At 70.2% G+C, this 15,954-nt stretch carries 15 protein-coding genes; 10 read left to right on the top strand and 5 right to left on the bottom strand.

All coding sequences use genetic code 11. The annotated features are described in order from the left end of the window. Positions 1-364: 364 nt before the first annotated feature. Complete coding sequence (locus ABD951_RS04435; protein ID WP_345342535.1) at positions 365-1,300, bottom strand: alpha/beta hydrolase; 936 nt, start codon at positions 1,298-1,300, stop codon at positions 365-367. A gap of 50 nt (positions 1,301-1,350) precedes the next feature. After that, complete coding sequence (gene scpC / locus ABD951_RS04430) at positions 1,351-2,862, bottom strand: succinyl-CoA:acetate CoA-transferase ScpC (RefSeq protein WP_345342534.1); 1,512 nt, start codon at positions 2,860-2,862, stop codon at positions 1,351-1,353. A 165-nt stretch (positions 2,863-3,027) separates the two neighbouring features. Between scpC and ABD951_RS04425 the strand changes: the two genes are divergently transcribed. The 5 genes from ABD951_RS04425 (at position 3,028) to ABD951_RS04405 (ending at position 8,274) form a co-directional block, all read left to right on the top strand. After that, on the top strand, positions 3,028-3,495 hold the full coding sequence (locus ABD951_RS04425; protein ID WP_345342533.1) for a heme-binding beta-barrel domain-containing protein: 468 nt from the start codon (positions 3,028-3,030) through the stop codon (positions 3,493-3,495). Positions 3,496-3,573: 78 nt separating this feature from the next. Continuing rightward, on the top strand, positions 3,574-4,443 hold the full coding sequence (locus ABD951_RS04420; protein ID WP_345342531.1) for a patatin-like phospholipase family protein: 870 nt from the start codon (positions 3,574-3,576) through the stop codon (positions 4,441-4,443). 205 nt (positions 4,444-4,648) lie between these two features. Beyond that, positions 4,649-5,452: an SDR family oxidoreductase gene (locus tag ABD951_RS04415; RefSeq protein ID WP_345342530.1), complete on the top strand. Its 804-nt coding sequence runs from the start codon at positions 4,649-4,651 to the stop codon at positions 5,450-5,452. Between the two features lie 231 nt (positions 5,453-5,683). Further along, the gene (locus ABD951_RS04410) at positions 5,684-6,088 is read left to right on the top strand and encodes a VOC family protein (RefSeq protein ID WP_345342529.1); all 405 of its coding nucleotides are present in this window, start codon (positions 5,684-5,686) and stop codon (positions 6,086-6,088) included. 53 nt (positions 6,089-6,141) lie between these two features. Further along, positions 6,142-8,274, top strand: coding sequence for a thiamine pyrophosphate-dependent enzyme (locus ABD951_RS04405; RefSeq protein WP_345342553.1), 2,133 nt, complete (start codon positions 6,142-6,144; stop codon positions 8,272-8,274). A 17-nt stretch (positions 8,275-8,291) separates the two neighbouring features. Here the strand turns inward: ABD951_RS04405 and ABD951_RS04400 are convergent, their stop codons facing one another. Further along, entirely contained in the window at positions 8,292-8,975 is a 684-nt protein-coding gene (locus ABD951_RS04400; protein WP_345342528.1) for a rhomboid-like protein, read from the bottom strand. Positions 8,976-9,008: 33 nt separating this feature from the next. After that, a complete protein-coding gene (locus tag ABD951_RS04395; protein ID WP_345342527.1) occupies positions 9,009-10,412 on the bottom strand; it encodes an ABC1 kinase family protein in 1,404 nt (467 codons plus the stop codon). Between the two features lie 157 nt (positions 10,413-10,569). Here ABD951_RS04395 and ABD951_RS04390 point away from each other — a divergent pair, with 157 nt between their 5' ends. Continuing rightward, the gene (locus ABD951_RS04390; protein ID WP_345342526.1) at positions 10,570-12,018 is read left to right on the top strand and encodes a glycoside hydrolase family 183 protein; all 1,449 of its coding nucleotides are present in this window, start codon (positions 10,570-10,572) and stop codon (positions 12,016-12,018) included. Positions 12,019-12,056: 38 nt separating this feature from the next. Continuing rightward, entirely contained in the window at positions 12,057-12,542 is a 486-nt protein-coding gene (locus ABD951_RS04385) for a hypothetical protein (protein WP_345342525.1), read from the top strand. 20 nt (positions 12,543-12,562) lie between these two features. Here the strand turns inward: ABD951_RS04385 and ABD951_RS04380 are convergent, their stop codons facing one another. Beyond that, entirely contained in the window at positions 12,563-13,042 is a 480-nt protein-coding gene (locus ABD951_RS04380; RefSeq protein ID WP_345342524.1) for an alpha-isopropylmalate synthase regulatory domain-containing protein, read from the bottom strand. Between the two features lie 328 nt (positions 13,043-13,370). On the opposite strand from ABD951_RS04380, the gene ABD951_RS04375 reads away from it, so the two are divergent. The 3 genes from ABD951_RS04375 to ABD951_RS04365 all read left to right on the top strand — a co-directional run bounded on the left by ABD951_RS04375 (position 13,371) and on the right by ABD951_RS04365 (position 15,954). Next, a complete protein-coding gene (locus ABD951_RS04375) occupies positions 13,371-14,144 on the top strand; it encodes a hypothetical protein (RefSeq protein WP_345342523.1) in 774 nt (257 codons plus the stop codon). Positions 14,145-14,865: 721 nt separating this feature from the next. After that, positions 14,866-15,375 (top strand): hypothetical protein, encoded by a 510-nt coding sequence (locus tag ABD951_RS04370; protein WP_345342522.1) that lies wholly within the window; start codon positions 14,866-14,868, stop codon positions 15,373-15,375. 273 nt (positions 15,376-15,648) lie between these two features. Further along, positions 15,649-15,954, top strand: a complete 306-nt coding sequence (locus tag ABD951_RS04365) for a hypothetical protein (protein ID WP_345342521.1) — start codon at positions 15,649-15,651, stop codon at positions 15,952-15,954.

The following is a 15,954-nucleotide window of genomic DNA, read 5'->3' as shown; positions in this document are numbered from 1 at the left end:
TCGACGGCCGCTGCATCCATTCGACGATGCGGCGGCCGTCGGCGTCTGCGCGTACCGACGTGGCCTGACCGCGAGGTCGTGGTGGCATCGGAACCAGTGTCGGACAGTGAAAGTCGACGCGGACTGTCGTGGCGGTCTCCGGCGTCGTCGGTCATCCGAATGTGGCGCCGATTCGGTGGTGTGACGGCACTGGAATCGATGGGTGCGCAACCGGTTCCGATCGACGTGTGTGACCCCGGTGCAGTGCGGCGAACGCGCGGGGTATCACTCGTGTGGTCGCGCAAACCATTTCGTTCGTGTACCCGCCGAGTTCGGCGGCCGAGACCGAGTCCGACCGGCGCTGACGCAGTACCCGAGCCTGGATCTACGAGGCGCCCAGGGCGGCGGCGAGTGCCCGCATCTGTTCCCGTCGATAGGCGCGGGAAGTGGGGGACCAGCTCTCGAACATGTCGAAAGCGTGATAGGCCCCGGGCACCACGTGCAGAGTGCACGGCACGCCCGCGTCGCTCAGGCGCTTCGCGTAGGCGACGTCCTCGTCGTGGAACAGGTCGTGGGTGCCCACCCCGATCCATGCCGGTGGCAGCCCGGACAGGTCCTCGTGCCGGGCCGGGACGGCCAGCGGTGGCACGTCGTCGAAATCGGCCGATCCCAGATAGGAGCGCCAGCCGTAGCGGTTGCTGGCTGCGCTCCACACGCGCAGCCGCCGGCCGTCGACATAGTCGCGATCGCCGGTCCGGTTGTCGAGCATCGGGTAGGAGAGCAGCTGGAAGGCCGGTCGGATCTCGCCGCGCTCGCGTGCCAGCAGCGCCAGTGCCGCGGCCAGGCCGCCGCCGGCGCTCTCGCCCGCGATCGCGATCCGGGTCGCGTCGACGTCCGGCTGGTCGGCGAGCCAGCGCAGTCCGGTGTAGCAGTCCTCGAGCGGTGTCGGGAACGGATGCCGCGGAGCCAGGCGGTACTCCACCGATGCCGCGACCGCACCGAGTTCCTCGGCGACGCGGCGGCACAGGTGATCGCCCATCGACGCGCTGCCGATGAGGTAGCCGCCGCCGTGGATGAACAGCAGCCCGGGGAGCGAACGCCGCGCCGACCGAGGGCGGAACACGCGGACGGTGACGTTGTCGTCGACGTGGACGACGTCACCACCCTTCGGAGGCACGGACCCGACGAGGCCCGTCAGCCGTCGAAGCGGGCCGGCGGTGCTCGGCGTGACGATCGCGCGCGGCAGGTATCGCGCGAACCTCAGTGCGGGGTCGAAAGCGTTGTCGGGGATGGGTGCCCATCCTTCCGTTCCGGGTGCCATGACACCGGGGATGGTAGTGGACGGCGGCGGTCCGGCATCGCAGCCGCGCTCTACGGCAGCATCGACCCCGTCGCGGTGAACCGCTCGTGGAACGAGAACGCCTCGCCGAGCAGGTGCGGAGTGTGACCGACGTTCGGCACCGCCTGCGCCCGCGCGACGTAGTCGTGCAGCAGCGGACGGAACTCGGGGTGTGCGCAGTTGTCGATGATCACCTGCGAGCGCTTGCGCGGCGACAGACCGCGCAGATCCGCCAGCCCCTGCTCGGTGACGAGCACCTGGACGTCGTGCTCGGTGTGATCGACGTGCGGAATCATCGGCACGATCGAGGAGATCGCGCCGCCCTTCGCCGTGGACGGGCTCAGGAACATCGACAGGTAGCCGTTGCGGGCGAAGTCGCCGGACCCGCCGATGCCGTTCATGATCTTCGTCCCCATCACGTGGGTGGAGTTCACGTTGCCGTAGATGTCGGCCTCGAGCATTCCGTTCATCGCGATGATGCCGAGCCGCCGCACCACCTCGGGATGGTTACTGATCTCCTGCGGCCGCAGCGTGATGTGGTTGCGGTAGAAGTCGATGTTCGCGGTCAGGTCCGCGAGCCCCTTCTCGGACAGCGCCAGTGACGTCGCCGACGCGTGCGCGACCGCGCCGTCCTTGATCAGGCGCAGCATCGAATCCTGGATGACCTCCGAGTAGCAGGTCAGGTTCCGGTAGCCGCCGCGATCGAGGCCGCCGAGCACCGCGTTCGCGACGTTGCCGATGCCGGCCTGCAGCGGCAGCAACGTGTCCGCGGGCAGTCGACCCGCCTTCACCTCGTGGGCGAAGAAGTCGAGGACGTGCCCGGCGATAGCGAGGCTCACGTCGTCCGGGTCGGTCAGCTCGCTCGCGCTGTCCGGGGCGTTCGTCTCGACCACCGCGACCACCTTCGCCGGGTCGACCCGGAACGTGGGCTGGCCGATCCGGTCCTCGACGTGGGTGAGCTGCAGCGGCTTGCGGTGCGGGGGCAGCGCCGTGCCGTAGTAGACGTCGTGCATGCCCTGCATCTCCGCGGGCACCCAGGAGTTCACCTCGAGAATGATCCGGTCCGCGACGTCGAGCCAGGTCTTGTTGTTGCCGATCGACGCGGAGGGGATCAGCTCGCCGGACTCGGTGACACCCGAGACCTCGACGATCGCGACGTCGACGTTGCCGTAGTAGCCCTCCCACACCTGCTGCGCGACATGGGAGAGGTGGATGTCGACGTAGTCCATCCGGCCGTCGTTGATCTTGCGGCGCGCCGTCGGCTCCGACTGGTACGGCATGCGGAGGGCGATGCCGTCGATCTCGGCGAGTGCCCGTTCGGTGGCGGACGAGACCGACGCGCCGGTCAGCAGGTTGATCGTGAAGTTCGACCCCGCGCCGCGGACGGCGTGGATCCGCTCGGCCAGGGCGGGAATGACGACCTTGGGGGTGCCCGCGGAGGCGAAGCCGCTGATCGCGACCGTGTCCCCGGGGTGGATGGCCGTCACCGCGTCGGCCGCGGACGTCACCTTCTGGGCGAAGGTGGAGTTGTGGATCCTGCTCACGTGTCTGCTCGTTCCCGCTCGGTGTGACGCATTAGCAGAAATGAATTCTAACCGCCAGAGTTTTGCCCATTGATTGGTGGTCCATCTCACGATCGTCGCGGCGTCAGGCACAATGCCGGGGACCGCGGGGCACGAACCCGGGCGTGACGGGACCGGAGGTGTCGGATGAGCGGTGCGGGCGATCCACTTGCTGAACTGGGCGTTTTCGTCGGCACATGGGTCGGGGGAGGCGAGGGCCACTACCCGACGATCGACGACTTCTCCTACGAGGAGGAGATCGAATTCACCGCAACCCCCGGTAAGCCGTTCGTTGCGTACCGGTCCCGGACCTGGTCCCCCGGACGCGAGCGACCGATGCACACCGAGAACGGTTACCTGCGCCACGCCGGGGACTCGATCGAGCTGCTGGTCAGCCAGCCGACCGGCTTCGTCGAGATCCAGCGTGGCGATCTGCAGGGCGGCGTGCTCGACCTGACTCCGGTGTCGCTGGTCGCGTCGCCGGACGCCAAACCCGTGCACGAGATCCGCAGGCGGATCACCGTCGACGGCGACGTCCTCTCCTACGACCTGTGGATGTCGCATGCCGACACCCCGCTGACCCACCACCTGAAGGCGCAGCTCAGACGATCCTGATGTCCGTGTTGCGCCGCGCCCGAGGGCGCCGCGGCCGGTAGCTTCGGCGGTGACACGTCGAGCTCGGGAGGTCGGACGGTGGCGGGACTGGCGTTGGTGTTGGCCGGTGGCGGGGTCGCGGGAATCGCCTGGGAAACCGGGTTCCTGCTCGGACTCGAGGACGAGTCCCCGGACCTTGCGGACGCGGTGCTCGCGGCGGACCTGTGGCTGGGCACCTCCGCCGGATCGGCGGTCGCTGCCCAACTCGGCAGCGGGTTGCCGCTGCGGACGCTGTTCGACCGACAGGTCTCGCCGGTCAACCACGAGATTCCGCCGGGCATCGACATGGTGACGATGGGCGAGATGTTCGCCGCGGTGCTCGCGACGGACACGGCGTCACAGACCGAACGCCTGCGCGCCGTCGGGTCGATGGCGCTGCACGCCGCCACCGTCGACGAGGAACGTCGGCGTCGGGTGATCGAGGCACGGCTGCCGTCGCACGACTGGCCGACCCGCGCGCTGTCCATTCCGGCGATCGACGTCGACACCGGCGAACTCGTCGTGTTCGACCGGGGGTCCGGAGTCGCGCTGGTCGACGCCGTCGCCGCGAGCTGTGCGGTGCCGGGCGTCTGGCCGCCGGTCACGATCGGCGGCCGTCGATACATGGACGGTGGTGTCGCGACGTCGACGAATCTGCACCTGGCCGAGGGCCACGACCGGGTCGTCGTGCTGGCGCCCACCCCGGATCCCACCCCGTACCTGCTCGGGGGCAGCCTGGCCGAAGACGTCGCCGCGGCGCCTGCCGGGGTCGTGTACGCCGCGTATGCCGACCCCGCGTCGGTCGCGGCGTTCGGTCCTAACCCACTGGACCCGGAGATTCGTCGGCCGGCCGCGCTCGCCGGCCGGGCGCAAGGTCGCAGGCAGGCCGCGGAGATCGCGACGTTCCTCGGCGCGGCGGCGGCCCGCTGAACCGGCGGACCGCCCGCTGGGTGGAACCTTCACCTGTCGCGGCGACCCCCACCCTTCTTATCGTGACAGGATCGGATCAGGCGAAACCCGCCACCGCCGTGTGCATCCGGGCCAGGTTCGGGCACCCCGTGGGAGCGGATCCGTCCGAACCCGTCACCGGCGCGCCGCTGCGGGCACGCCACCTGACCTCGCGAAGGGAACAGCAATGGCCACCTACGTCCTCACGGGCGCCGCATCGGGACTCGGCGCGGCGACCAAGGCGCGGCTCGAGTCCGAAGGGCACCGGGTCATCGGCGTCGACGTCCAGTCGGCCGACGTCACCGTCGACCTCCGCACCGCCGCCGGTCGCGCCGAGGCGATCGAGCGGGTGACCGCGCTCGCCGACGGCCCGATCGACGGCTTCGTCCCATTCGCGGGCCTCGCCGCGGCGACCGGACGGCCCGCCGCCGACCTGATCACCGTCAACTACTTCGGTGCGATCGAACTGCTCGAGGGGCTGCGCCCGCTGCTCGCGGCGGCCGAGCGGCCGTCCGTGGTCCTGATCAGCTCGAACTCGACCACCAGTCAGCCCGGCTGGCCCGTGGAACTGGCCGACGCCTGCCTGGACGGCGACGAGGCCAAGGCTGTCGAGATCGCCGCCGGATTCGGCGATCTCGCGGCGATCCAGGCGTACCCGGCGACGAAGGCGGCGCTGGCGTACTACGCGCGGACCAAGTCCGCCGAGTACATCAAGGAGGGAATCCGCCTCAACGCCATCGCACCCGGCCTGATCGAGACGCCGATGACGGTAGAGGGGCGTGAGGACCCGCTGATCGGCGAGGCCATGCGCGGATTCCTCGCCACGATTCCCGCCGGCCGCGCCGGCACCCCCGAGGAGATCGCGGCGCTGGTGTCGTTCCTGCTCGGGCCGGACTCGACCTACTTCGTCGGGTCGGTGGTGTTCGTCGACGGCGGCACCGACGCCGCCTTCCGCGGCCGGGACTGGCCGAAGATGTGGGAGATCGGCTGACCCGTCCCGGATGATCGCGCCGCGTGCTCGTGCACGCGGCGCGATCCGTTCTCCCCGAGGCTTCGCCCGCGGCTGGACGAAGTTTTCCCCGAGGCTTCGCCCGCGGCTGGACGAAGTTTTCCCCGAGGCTTCGCCCGCGGCGATGAGTTTTCGTGACCGTGGCGGTCTGTACATCCGACAACCGCACACCGAGACTGGAATCCAGTCCTCCGCACGGAAACGGAGCCCCCGATGTCCCGCATGCTGTTCGCCAACCTGCCGGTCCGAGACGTCACCGCGACGCGGAAGTTCTTCGACAACCTCGGTTTCGAGTTCAACCAGCAGTTCACCGACGAGCACACCGCCTGCATGGTGGTCAACGACCAGACCATGGTGATGCTGCTGGAGGAGCCGCGTTTCCGCGACTTCATCGCCGACGACATCTGCGACACCGCCAAGTCCCGCGAGGTGCTGCTGTGCGTGTCCGCCGACAGCCGCGACGAGGTGAACAGCCTCGTCGAGCGTGCGATCGCGGCCGGCGGCAGCGCCTGGATGGAGCCGCAGGACCACGGCTTCATGTACGGCCGGGCGTTCCGCGACCTCGACGGTCACGTCTGGGAGGTCATGTGGATGGATCCGCAGGCCGTCCAGGGCTGAGCCCCGGACCCGACGACCCCGTCGGCGCCCGTTTCGCCGCCGCCGTCCGCTCGATGACGGCGGCGACGGCGCGGGTGCCGGCGGGGTTCGTGCGTGCCGGGTCGTCGCTGACGGTCGAGCGGTGTCTCGACCTGTTCGACGCCCAGCTCACGAGCCGGCACCTGGACCTGGCGGCGCGCCGGTTGCGGGCGTCCGGGCACGGCTTCTACACGATCGGCTCGGCCGGGCACGAGGGCAACGCCGCCGTCGCAGCGGCGCTGCGCCCGACGGATCCGGCTCTGCTGCACTACCGTTCGGGTGCGTTCTTCCTGGAGCGGGCTCGTCAGGTCGGTGGTCACGACCCGGTGCGGGACGTGCTGCTCGGCGTCGTCGCCGCCGCGCGGGACCCGATCTCCGGGGGTCGTCACAAGGTGTTCGGCCGCCACGACCTGGCGGTCGTCCCGCAGACCTCGACGGTCGCGTCGCACCTGCCGCGGGCGGTCGGGTTGGCGTTCGCGATCGACCGGGCGAGACGGCTCGGGGTGGAGTCGGGGTGGCCGGCGGACGCGGTCACCGTCTGCAGCTTCGGCGACGCCTCCGCGAACCACTCGACCGCGGTCGGCGCGATCAACACCGCGGCGAACCTCGCCTACCGCGGGCTGCCGCTCAGTCTGCTGCTGGTCTGCGAGGACAACGGTCTCGGCATCAGCGTGCCCACCGCGCCCGGCTGGATCGCCGCCGCCCACTCCGGGCGAGCGGGACTGGCCTATTTCGCCGCCGACGGCTGCGATCTCGCCGCGGCCCACGACACCGCGGTGCGAGCCGTGGACTGGACACGCGCACACCGGAAACCGGCGTTCCTGCATCTGACGACGGTGCGGCTGATGGGGCACGCCGGCTCCGACGTCGAGTCCGCCTACCGCTCCCGTGCCGCGATCGCCGCGGACCTCGCCCGTGACCCGCTGGTGGGCACCGCGCGCCTGCTCGTCGAGGCGGGCGCGCTGACGCCCGACGAGGTCCTGGACCGGTACCGCGGTACCGGCGAGCGGGTCGCCGCGGTCGAGCGGTCGGTCGCGGAATCGGTGCCGTTGCGCACCCGGGCCGAGGTGGTCGCACCACTCGCCGGGCCCGCACCGTCCGTGGTGGCCGGGCACGTTCGGCACGTCCGCGGATCAGGGCGCGGTACACAGGAATCGACGGAACCGCTCACGGTCGCCCAGGCGGTCAACCAGGCGCTGGCCGACGTCCTGGCAGTGGAACCGGGCGCGATCGTGTTCGGCGAGGACGTCGGCCGCAAGGGCGGTGTCTACGGGGTGACCCGCGGTCTGGCCGACCGGTTCGGCTCCGCCCGCGTGTTCGACACCCTGCTCGACGAACAGGCGATCCTCGGCCTCGCCGCCGGTGCCGGCCTCGCCGGCCTGCTGCCGATCCCGGAGATCCAGTACCTCGCGTTCCTGCACAACGCGGAGGACCAGATCCGCGGCGAGGCAGCGACACTGGGATTCTTCTCGGCCGGGCAGTACCGCAACCCGATGGTGGTCCGGATCGCCGGGTACGGCTACCAGGAAGGATTCGGTGGACACTTCCACAACGACGACGCGGTGGCGGTGCTGCGGGACGTGCCCGGCATCGTCGTCGCGTCCCCCGCCCGGCCCGACGACGCGGCCGCGATGCTGCACACGTGCGTCGCGGCCGCCCGAACCAGTGGTGCCGTGTGCGTGATCCTGGAACCGATCGCGCGGTACCACACCCGGGACCTCCACGAGCCCGGCGACGGTCGCTGGCTCGCCCCGTACGGCCACGAGCACGTCCCGGTCGGCCGGGCGCGCACCCACGGCGACGGCGCCGACCTGACCGTCGTCACGTTCGGCAACGGCCTGTACCTGAGTCTGCGGGCGGCGGCGCGACTCGCGGCCCGGGGGATCCGGGCGCGGGTCCTCGACCTGCGCTGGCTGGTTCCGCTCCCGATCGGCGACCTGGTGCGGGAGGCCGCCGCGACCGGCCGGGTCCTCGTCGCCGACGAGACCCGCCGGTCGGGCGGCGTCTCGGAGGGCGTGCTCGCCGCGCTCGTCGACGCCGGGTTCGACGGGAAGATGGCCCGGGTCGCGAGCGCCGACAGCTTCGTCCCGCTCGGTGACGCGGCCCGGCTGGTGCTGCTGTCGGAGCGGGAGATCGAGGCCGCCGCGATCGAACTGGTCCGGCGGTGACGCGCACGCGCTCGTCGTCACTCGGCCGGCTGGGGGCGCCTGCGCAGGGAGCGCACGGCGGCGACCGGGTCCCACACCCCGGGCCTGCCGAGGGTGAGCGGATAGCAGGCGAACCCGAGCAGTGCAGCGGTCAGGTGCCCGACGTCGGTGAACGTCTGGTTCGCCAGCACCGGAACCAGGAAGAACACCACGACCCCGAAGGCGTACAGGTACCGCCATGGCGTCGCGATCCGGTACACCAGCACGCCCACGACCCCGGCGAGCGCGTAGCTCACCCCGACGTCGAGGGTGTTCACCGCGGAGGCGGGGGCGTCGTCGTGTTGGATCGCCCAGTACAGGACGCCCTCGCTGAGATAGGTCGCGCCGACGTGGGCGATCACGCAGACCACCAGCCACCGCAGCGTGCCCAGCCAGCGTTCGGCGGGGACGTGGAAGATGTTGTAGAGCACCAGATACGACACCCACGGTCCGCCGGCGAGCCAGAACGCGCTCGTCACCAGCACCCGCACCGGATCCTCCTCGAGGTGGTGCAGGTTCGTGGACCGGTTGCCCAGCACCTCGTTCAGGACGTGGTCGGGCAGGATCCGAGCGACGACGGTCGTCACCAGCAGGATCGCCAACCAGATGAACGTTCCGGGGGCACGACGGATGTACGCCCACACCGCGTGCGCCCCCGGCCGAAGTCGTGCACCGATGGCCATGGATATCAGTGTGACCCCCTCGGCCGCCTCGCGTCAGTCGTCCGGCAGGGCGATCCCGAGTTCGTCGGCCCGGCGAGCCACCTCGTCCGGGAAGACGTTGCGGAAGAGGAAGAGGTCGCTGCCCATCACCCAACCGGGTGCCATCCGGGTCGCGTACCGCTCGAAGTAGCCGAGCTGCTTGCCGAACAGCACCAGCTCCTCCGGGCTCGCCACTCCCCACTGCTTGCCGATGGCCACCAACGCCATGATCAGTGAGCTCAGCTTCAGTTCGCCGAGGTCGTTCGCGAACACCGGGGCGAGGACGGCTCCGACCTGCGCTCCGATCTCCGCGTCGCTGGCCTCCAGGTCGGCGGTGTAGCCGAGGGCGCGGATCCCGCGGGCGACACGGGAGTAGTCGCCGTCGATCAGCGTCGCGTGGAACATGTCGCGCAGGATCGCGCGCCACGTCGGGGGAAGTTCGCCGACGATGCCGAAGTCGAGCATCGCGATCCGGCCGTCGTGGAGCAGCCACAGGTTGCCGGCGTGCACGTCCCCGTGGAACGGGCCGTGCACGGTGATCGCCTCGATCCAGGCCTTGACGCCGCGCCGGATCAGGATCCGGGTGTCGAGTCCGTCGCGGGGCTCGACCCGGTCGAACGGCACGCCGTGCATCCGTTCCATGCAGATGACGTGGGGGCCGCAGTACGGCCAGTACACCTCGGGCGCGGTCACCCACTTGTTGTCGCCGAACGCCCACAGCGCGTCGCGGAAGCGGGTCTGCCGGTCCGCCTCGACGGCGCTGTTGAGTTCGGTCATCGTCGCGGTGTGCAGGTCGCGGATGATCGCGGTGGCGTTGGCGATCCGGAAGAACTCGTGCGCTCGTTCGAGCTGGCGGGCCACCCAGTACGCGGTGCGCAGGTCGAGCAGCATCCGGTGGTGGATGCCGGGACGCTGCACCTTGATCACCGCCTCCCGGCCGTCCGGCAGCACACATGCGTGCACCTGGGCGACGGACGCCGCCGCCAACGGGACGTCGTCGAACTCGACGAACAACTCGGCCACCGGACGTCCGAGGTCCGCCTCGATCACCGCGCGGGCGGCCGTGGCCGGCACCGGCGGCACGTCGTCGAGACAGCGGAGGCACGCGTTCGCGAGGGGTGCCGGGAACACGCCGGACGATGAGGCCATCAGCTGGCCGAGCTTGACGAACGTCGGCCCGAGGAATTCGAACGCGTTGACGACGCCCTCGGCCGCCGCGTCGGCCCAGCCCATTCCGCGGCGGGTGAACGGTTTGGTGACGACGGCGATCAGCGCGCAGGCGATCACGACGGCCCCGACGACCAGCGCGCGCCACATCTGCGCGGGCCCGAAGCGGTCGAGTTCCGGCATGTGCACGGTCAGGGCGTCCGCGGGCGGCCCCGACGAATACGGGCCGGCCGGGGGCAGGGGTTCGGGCACGAACTGTTCACCTCGCTTCGGGTCCAGCCCGACACACTAGGCGGGTGACGCCGATCCGTCGATCCTCCGGCACCACGTGGACATTCACGGAGCGGGGCGGGTGTCGTTGTGCGGGCTCCGGGTCGATCGGGCACGCTGACACCCGAGGAGGTGTCGAATGGCGATGCGGGTGGTGGTCGCGGCAGCGGTGGTCGCGGCGAGCGGGGTCCTGGGGGCCGGGTCCCCGGCATCGGCGGAGCCGGTGGTCGGTACCGGGCCGTGTGCGAGTGATCCTCCGCCCGTGCACGAGTCGGTGATTCCGAAGAAGCTCGACATCCCGATCCCGTACCCGGCGGTCGAGCCGGTCGTGTATCCGGCTCCGGAACCCACGCCGGTGCGGATCACCCCGCCGCCGCTGCCCGCGGATCCGTGCACCAACCCGTGCCCGGACCTGACGGACGGTCCGGACCTGTCGCCGGGCGGCTTGTCGTCCGCGTTGGGGTTGCCGCAGATCGGGTTCGACCTCAACCCGTTCGTGTTCGGGATCCCGGTTCCCGGCCCGGACATCGGGCCGAAGCCGGAGCCGCCGCCGACGGAGCATCCGCCGACGGAGACCGCGCCGCCGGCGCCGCAGCGTCCGGCCCCGCACGTGCGGGAGGTGAGCACGGTCGCGAAGGTGACCGGGGCGAGCTCCACCAACAGGACCGACAAGCGGTGGCAGGTCAACGGCACCGACCTCGGGATCATGTGGGAGAGCGAACCCGGCAAGGTCGCGGTCGCGTTCGGCGACACCGTGGGCCGCGGATTCCACCCGCCGGGCGGGCAGGGCGAGGACTGGCGCAGCAACGTCCTCGGGTTCAGCACGGACCGCGATCTCGCGGACGGGATGACGATCGACCGCTTCGTCCAGGACAGCCGGTGCCACGCCGCCGAGGTGCTCGGCAGCCGGAAGACGGACAACGTCGAGATCACCACGATCCCCACCTCCGGATTCGCGGTCGGTTCGCGCCAGTACATGAGCTACATGTCGATCCGGACGTGGAACAGCATCCCCGGGACCTGGTTCACCAACCACGGCGGCATCGCCTATTCCGACGACGCCGGGCAGACCTGGACGAAGGACCCGTATGCCCAGTGGGACAACATTTTCGGGGTGTCGAAGTTCCAGGTGGCGGCGATGGTGCCGCAGGGCGGGTACGTCTACATGTTCGGCACCGCGAACACCCGGCTCGGTGAGGTCGGACTGGCGCGCGTCCCGCTGGACCAGGTGCTGAACAAGTCGGCGTATCAGTACTGGAGCGACGGCAACTGGACCGCGGTCGGCGGGCCGCGCGCCGCGACCCCGATCGTGCGTGGCACGGCGGCGGAGCTGTCGGTTCGGTACGACGAGTCTCGTGACCGGTGGCAGATGTCGTATCTGGACACGGCCCGGACGGGGATCACGCTGCGCGAGTCCGACACCCCGCAGGGGGTGTGGTCGGAACCGGCCCGGTTGGTGGGGGTCGAGACGTTCCCGGAGTTGTACGGTGGCTTCATCCATCCGTGGTCGACCGCAGCGGACCTGTATTTCACGGTGTCGACGTGGTCCGATTACAACGTGTACCTGATGCGCGCCGAACTGGGCTGAGCGACAGCACTTTCGGCGCCGGACCGGAGGAGTCGACAGTGCAACAGTGGCCCGCGGGCTGGCCGCGTCCGGCGAAGGAGATCGCTGCGGCGACCGATGCCGCGGTGACCGCGGCCCTCGCCGCGGACTCCGCGCCGTTCACCGAGGCGACGCAGCGGTTGTCGAGCGCCGAACCCGATCAGGTGCGGGCGGTGCACTCGGCGATGGTCCGGGAACTGCTCGAGGACGTGCACCCCGACGGCCTCACCGGTGAGGCGGTGCAGGCGGTGCTGGAACGGTGCGCCCGCGCTGCCGCCGGGTGGGCACCGAACCTCGACGTCGGCGCCCTCGCGGTCGTGCTGACCGGATCGCTCGGCCTGTCCGACCCGGACGAGGACGCGCGGCGGGTGGGACGCGAGGTGATCGTCGCGCACGCGGTGCTCGTGATCGCCGACCTGCTGGCGGTCGCGCAGGCACCCGCGGACGGCTACCTGCGCCGCGCCATCGGCGAGATCGCCCGCGCCGAGACCGTCGAAATGCCCTGACGCGCTTCGCTCACAGCGGCTCAGCCGTGCAGGAGGTTCGCGCCCGCGATCATCGCCTCGACGGACGACTCGGTGGCATCGTGCCCCATGCCCAGCGCCCAGTGCCGGCGCCCGTCGTGCTCGCACAGCAGGAAGGTCGCGGTCCGCTCGGCGCTGATGCGCATCTGGTGGAACGACAGGATCTCCATCTGGAATCCGGCCTCGTAGAGCATCGTGGTCAGCGCGGACACCGGGCCGGACGCGATCGCGGCCGTCTGGTGGATGGCGTCGCCGATGCCGAGCGTGGCCCGGAACTCGCTGCGCCCGGCGCCGATCGGCGTGACCGACCAGCGGCCGAACCGGATCGGACCGCCGGACGGTGAGTAGGACGCGAGGAAGGTGCGCCAGCTCATCCCGGCGCACTCGGCGCGCATCTCGCGGGGCAGCGGCATGCCGAAACGGGTCGAGAACGGGTCGGCCGGAGAGGCGAATGCGGAAGTGGTGTTCGCGGTGCCATTCATCGTGGGTGGTCTTCCTGAAATCAAAGGGAGGACCAACGCGTAGCTCAACGACCCGCAGCGAGGGGTCGGTCCGAATCAGACCCCGCTACGGCGGCGAACTACGAGAATGCGCGTCATGGCCGCCACAGTAGACGGTGTCGTGAGCAACCGCAACAGTCCGGGCCCCGCCGACGGCCGCTCCGAGTGACCCGCACCACACGTGTGCAGGTCACAAATCGGACAGCGAGTTGGACGTTTGTCCGATATAAAGAGGGTGCACGCGACGGGGGGCGAGCGATCCGACAGCAAACCGTCGTGCACGTTGTTCCACTCGACTGGAGGAATTTGCATGTCACGTAAGTCGATGCGTCGTACCGCATCCATCGTCGCCGCCACCGCACTGCTCGCGGGCGGCCTCACCGTCGGCGTCGGAACCGCGGCGGCCGTCGGTTCGTCCGACCTCGGCAGCGTCGGGTCCTCCGATGCCGGCGAGCAGAAGCCCCACTCGGCCACCAAGACCACCTCCAACATCTCGGTGACCAAGCAGGTCGTCGGAGACGGCACCGTCGCCCCGGGCCAGAAGGTGACCTACCGGACCACCTTCTCGATCCCGAGCGGCGTCGATCGCTACATCACCAAGATCAAGGACATCCACCCCGCCGGGTTCCAGTACGTGCAGGGCAGCGCGACCATCAACGCCTGGCACCTGATCGGCGGTCAGAAGACCGAAGCCGTCTCCCCCGAGGTCAACGTCGAGGGCAACTACATCCGGGTCCCCAACCCGGGCGGGTGGCTGATCTCGTCGACCGGCGCGAAGACCCTGACCCTCGAGTCCACCTACCTGGTGCCCGAGAATGCCAAGGTCGGCGACGCTCTGGACAGCGGCCTGGCCTTCGACGTCCAGTTCTTCCAGAGCAGCCAGAGCTGGGATCCGATGGGCGTGTTCGTCACGATCCGCAACTCCAACCTCGGCGAGGGCGCCGCGAGCGGTTCCGCTGAGCTGGGCCTCGGATCGTCCGACGGAGAGGGTGGCACCACCGGCTCCGCCGGGTCCGCGATCATCGAGAACCCCGCCGACTTCGTCTCCGACGTCATCAGCGGCGTGATCGGCAACGGCAGCTAGTTCCGACCTGGCAACGAGGGCCGCCCGGGAATTCCCGGGCGGCCCTCGTCGCGTTGCGCGGTCGGTGCGGTCAGGCCGGGGCGTCCTCGACCTCGGCGGCGATCGCCATCTCGGCACTGTGGTCGCGGGCCGGTTCCATCACCGTCGGTGGTGGGTGTCGGAACCGGCCTCCGCACATCCGGGGCAACCCGTCGTGTCGTTCGTGTCCGTCGCGCCGGGCCGGCAGGTCACCTTCCGGTCGACGTTCTCGGCGAACGACGTCGTCGACCGCCACACCCCCGAGGTCGACGACTTCCGCCCCGCCGGATTCGGGTACGCCAACGGCAGTGCCGACCTTCCCGCCCGGAATCCGTTCCGTGGGACGAAGACCGAACCCGGCGGACCTAGTCGATGGCGTGATCGGCAACGGCGGCCAGGTTCGGCCCGACACGCCAGGGTGGCCGTGAGTTCCGGACCGCCCTCGGTTGCGTTGAACGCAATGGCGCACTGCCGCAATTACTTTGATATTTCAGATGGGTCGGCGCGGCCGCCTCTACGATAGCGCGACCGGGGCGGCGGTCGCCCCGTCGTGAATCTTGAAGGGGCGGAGATGATTCGTTCGGTGGTGAGGCGGGGGATGGCTGCGGTCGCGGCCGCGGCCCTGTTGGTCGGTGCCGGTGTGGTGGCAGGGTCCGGTACCGCGGCGGCGGTCTACGTATCCCCCGTCACTGCGGAGCAAACGGTGGGGAACATCAGTGTCGTCAGGGGAGGTCTGGGTGACGTCTACGGTCTCGGCGCTCGACCGGCGGTCCGCATCGGAGGTGACATCACCTTCACGACCACGTTCAGCGTCCGCGAGGGGGATGAGCGGCTCGTAACCAGGATCACCGATCACGGTCCGGCCGGGTTCGAGTACGTCCCGGGCAGCGCGACAGTCGAGTATCGCGATGCCTCCGGTGCGGTACAGCGCGAATCGGTCACGCCCGAGGTGGGTGCGGGCGCCGTCACGGTGAGGGCGCCCGGGACCGGATGGCCGCTCTCGGCTGCGCCGGCGAAGGGCGTCGTCCTCACCGTCACCTATCGTGCCCCGCTGCTCTCGATCCCCTCCGAGGTGGACGGCGGTGGGGTCACCTTCGACGTCGCCGGGCGGGGGGAAGGTCTGGGCTGGACGGCCATGGGCCTGCCGGTGGACGTCAACTTGCCGAAGAGCGTCGACTCCCTCGGTTCGTCGTCGTTCATCTTCGGCAGCTGACGGCGCACGAGAGATCGAGGAACCGTCCTGCCGAGGGTGTGCAGTGGTTGACGCCTCGGAAGGCGAGGTGGCTGCTCGCCGGCACCTTCGGGCGGTCCACGCTCGTGGCAACGACGTGGTCCCACCGCTCCGGCAAGCGGCATGTTTAACGTAATCATCCACTGCCGCAATTATTTTGAAATGACCAGGGAGGGGTGTGGGCGCGCCTGTGCTCGCTGCGGGGGCAGCGCGAGGGTGAGGCTTCGGGACAGCAACACGTGGGCCGAGGAGAATGTGCCGGTCGCGCCCGAGGTCGGCCCCGGCACGGTCACGGTGTCGGCGGCCCCGGGGGCGGGTTGGCCGGTGGCCCTCCATGGCACGCGGGTTCTGTTCTCGGCCACCTATCGCGTCCCCGACTCCGCCCAGGACGGATCGGTGCTCGCCAACGGCGTCACCTTCGACGTTGCCGGGCAGGAGCAGAGCACGGAGTGGAACCCGAGTGGCCTGCCTCTCGTTGTCGGATCGCGACCCACCCCCGGTGGTGGCGGTTCGGGCTCCGCGGACTTCTTCAGTTCCGGTTTCGGCGCACCGATCGGGTGA

Origin of the sequence: Rhodococcus olei, assembly GCF_039540555.1 — a bacterium.
Classification (GTDB): Bacteria; Actinomycetota; Actinomycetes; order Mycobacteriales; family Mycobacteriaceae; genus Rhodococcus_G; species Rhodococcus_G olei.
This window is presented reverse-complemented; position numbering and strand designations above follow the sequence as displayed.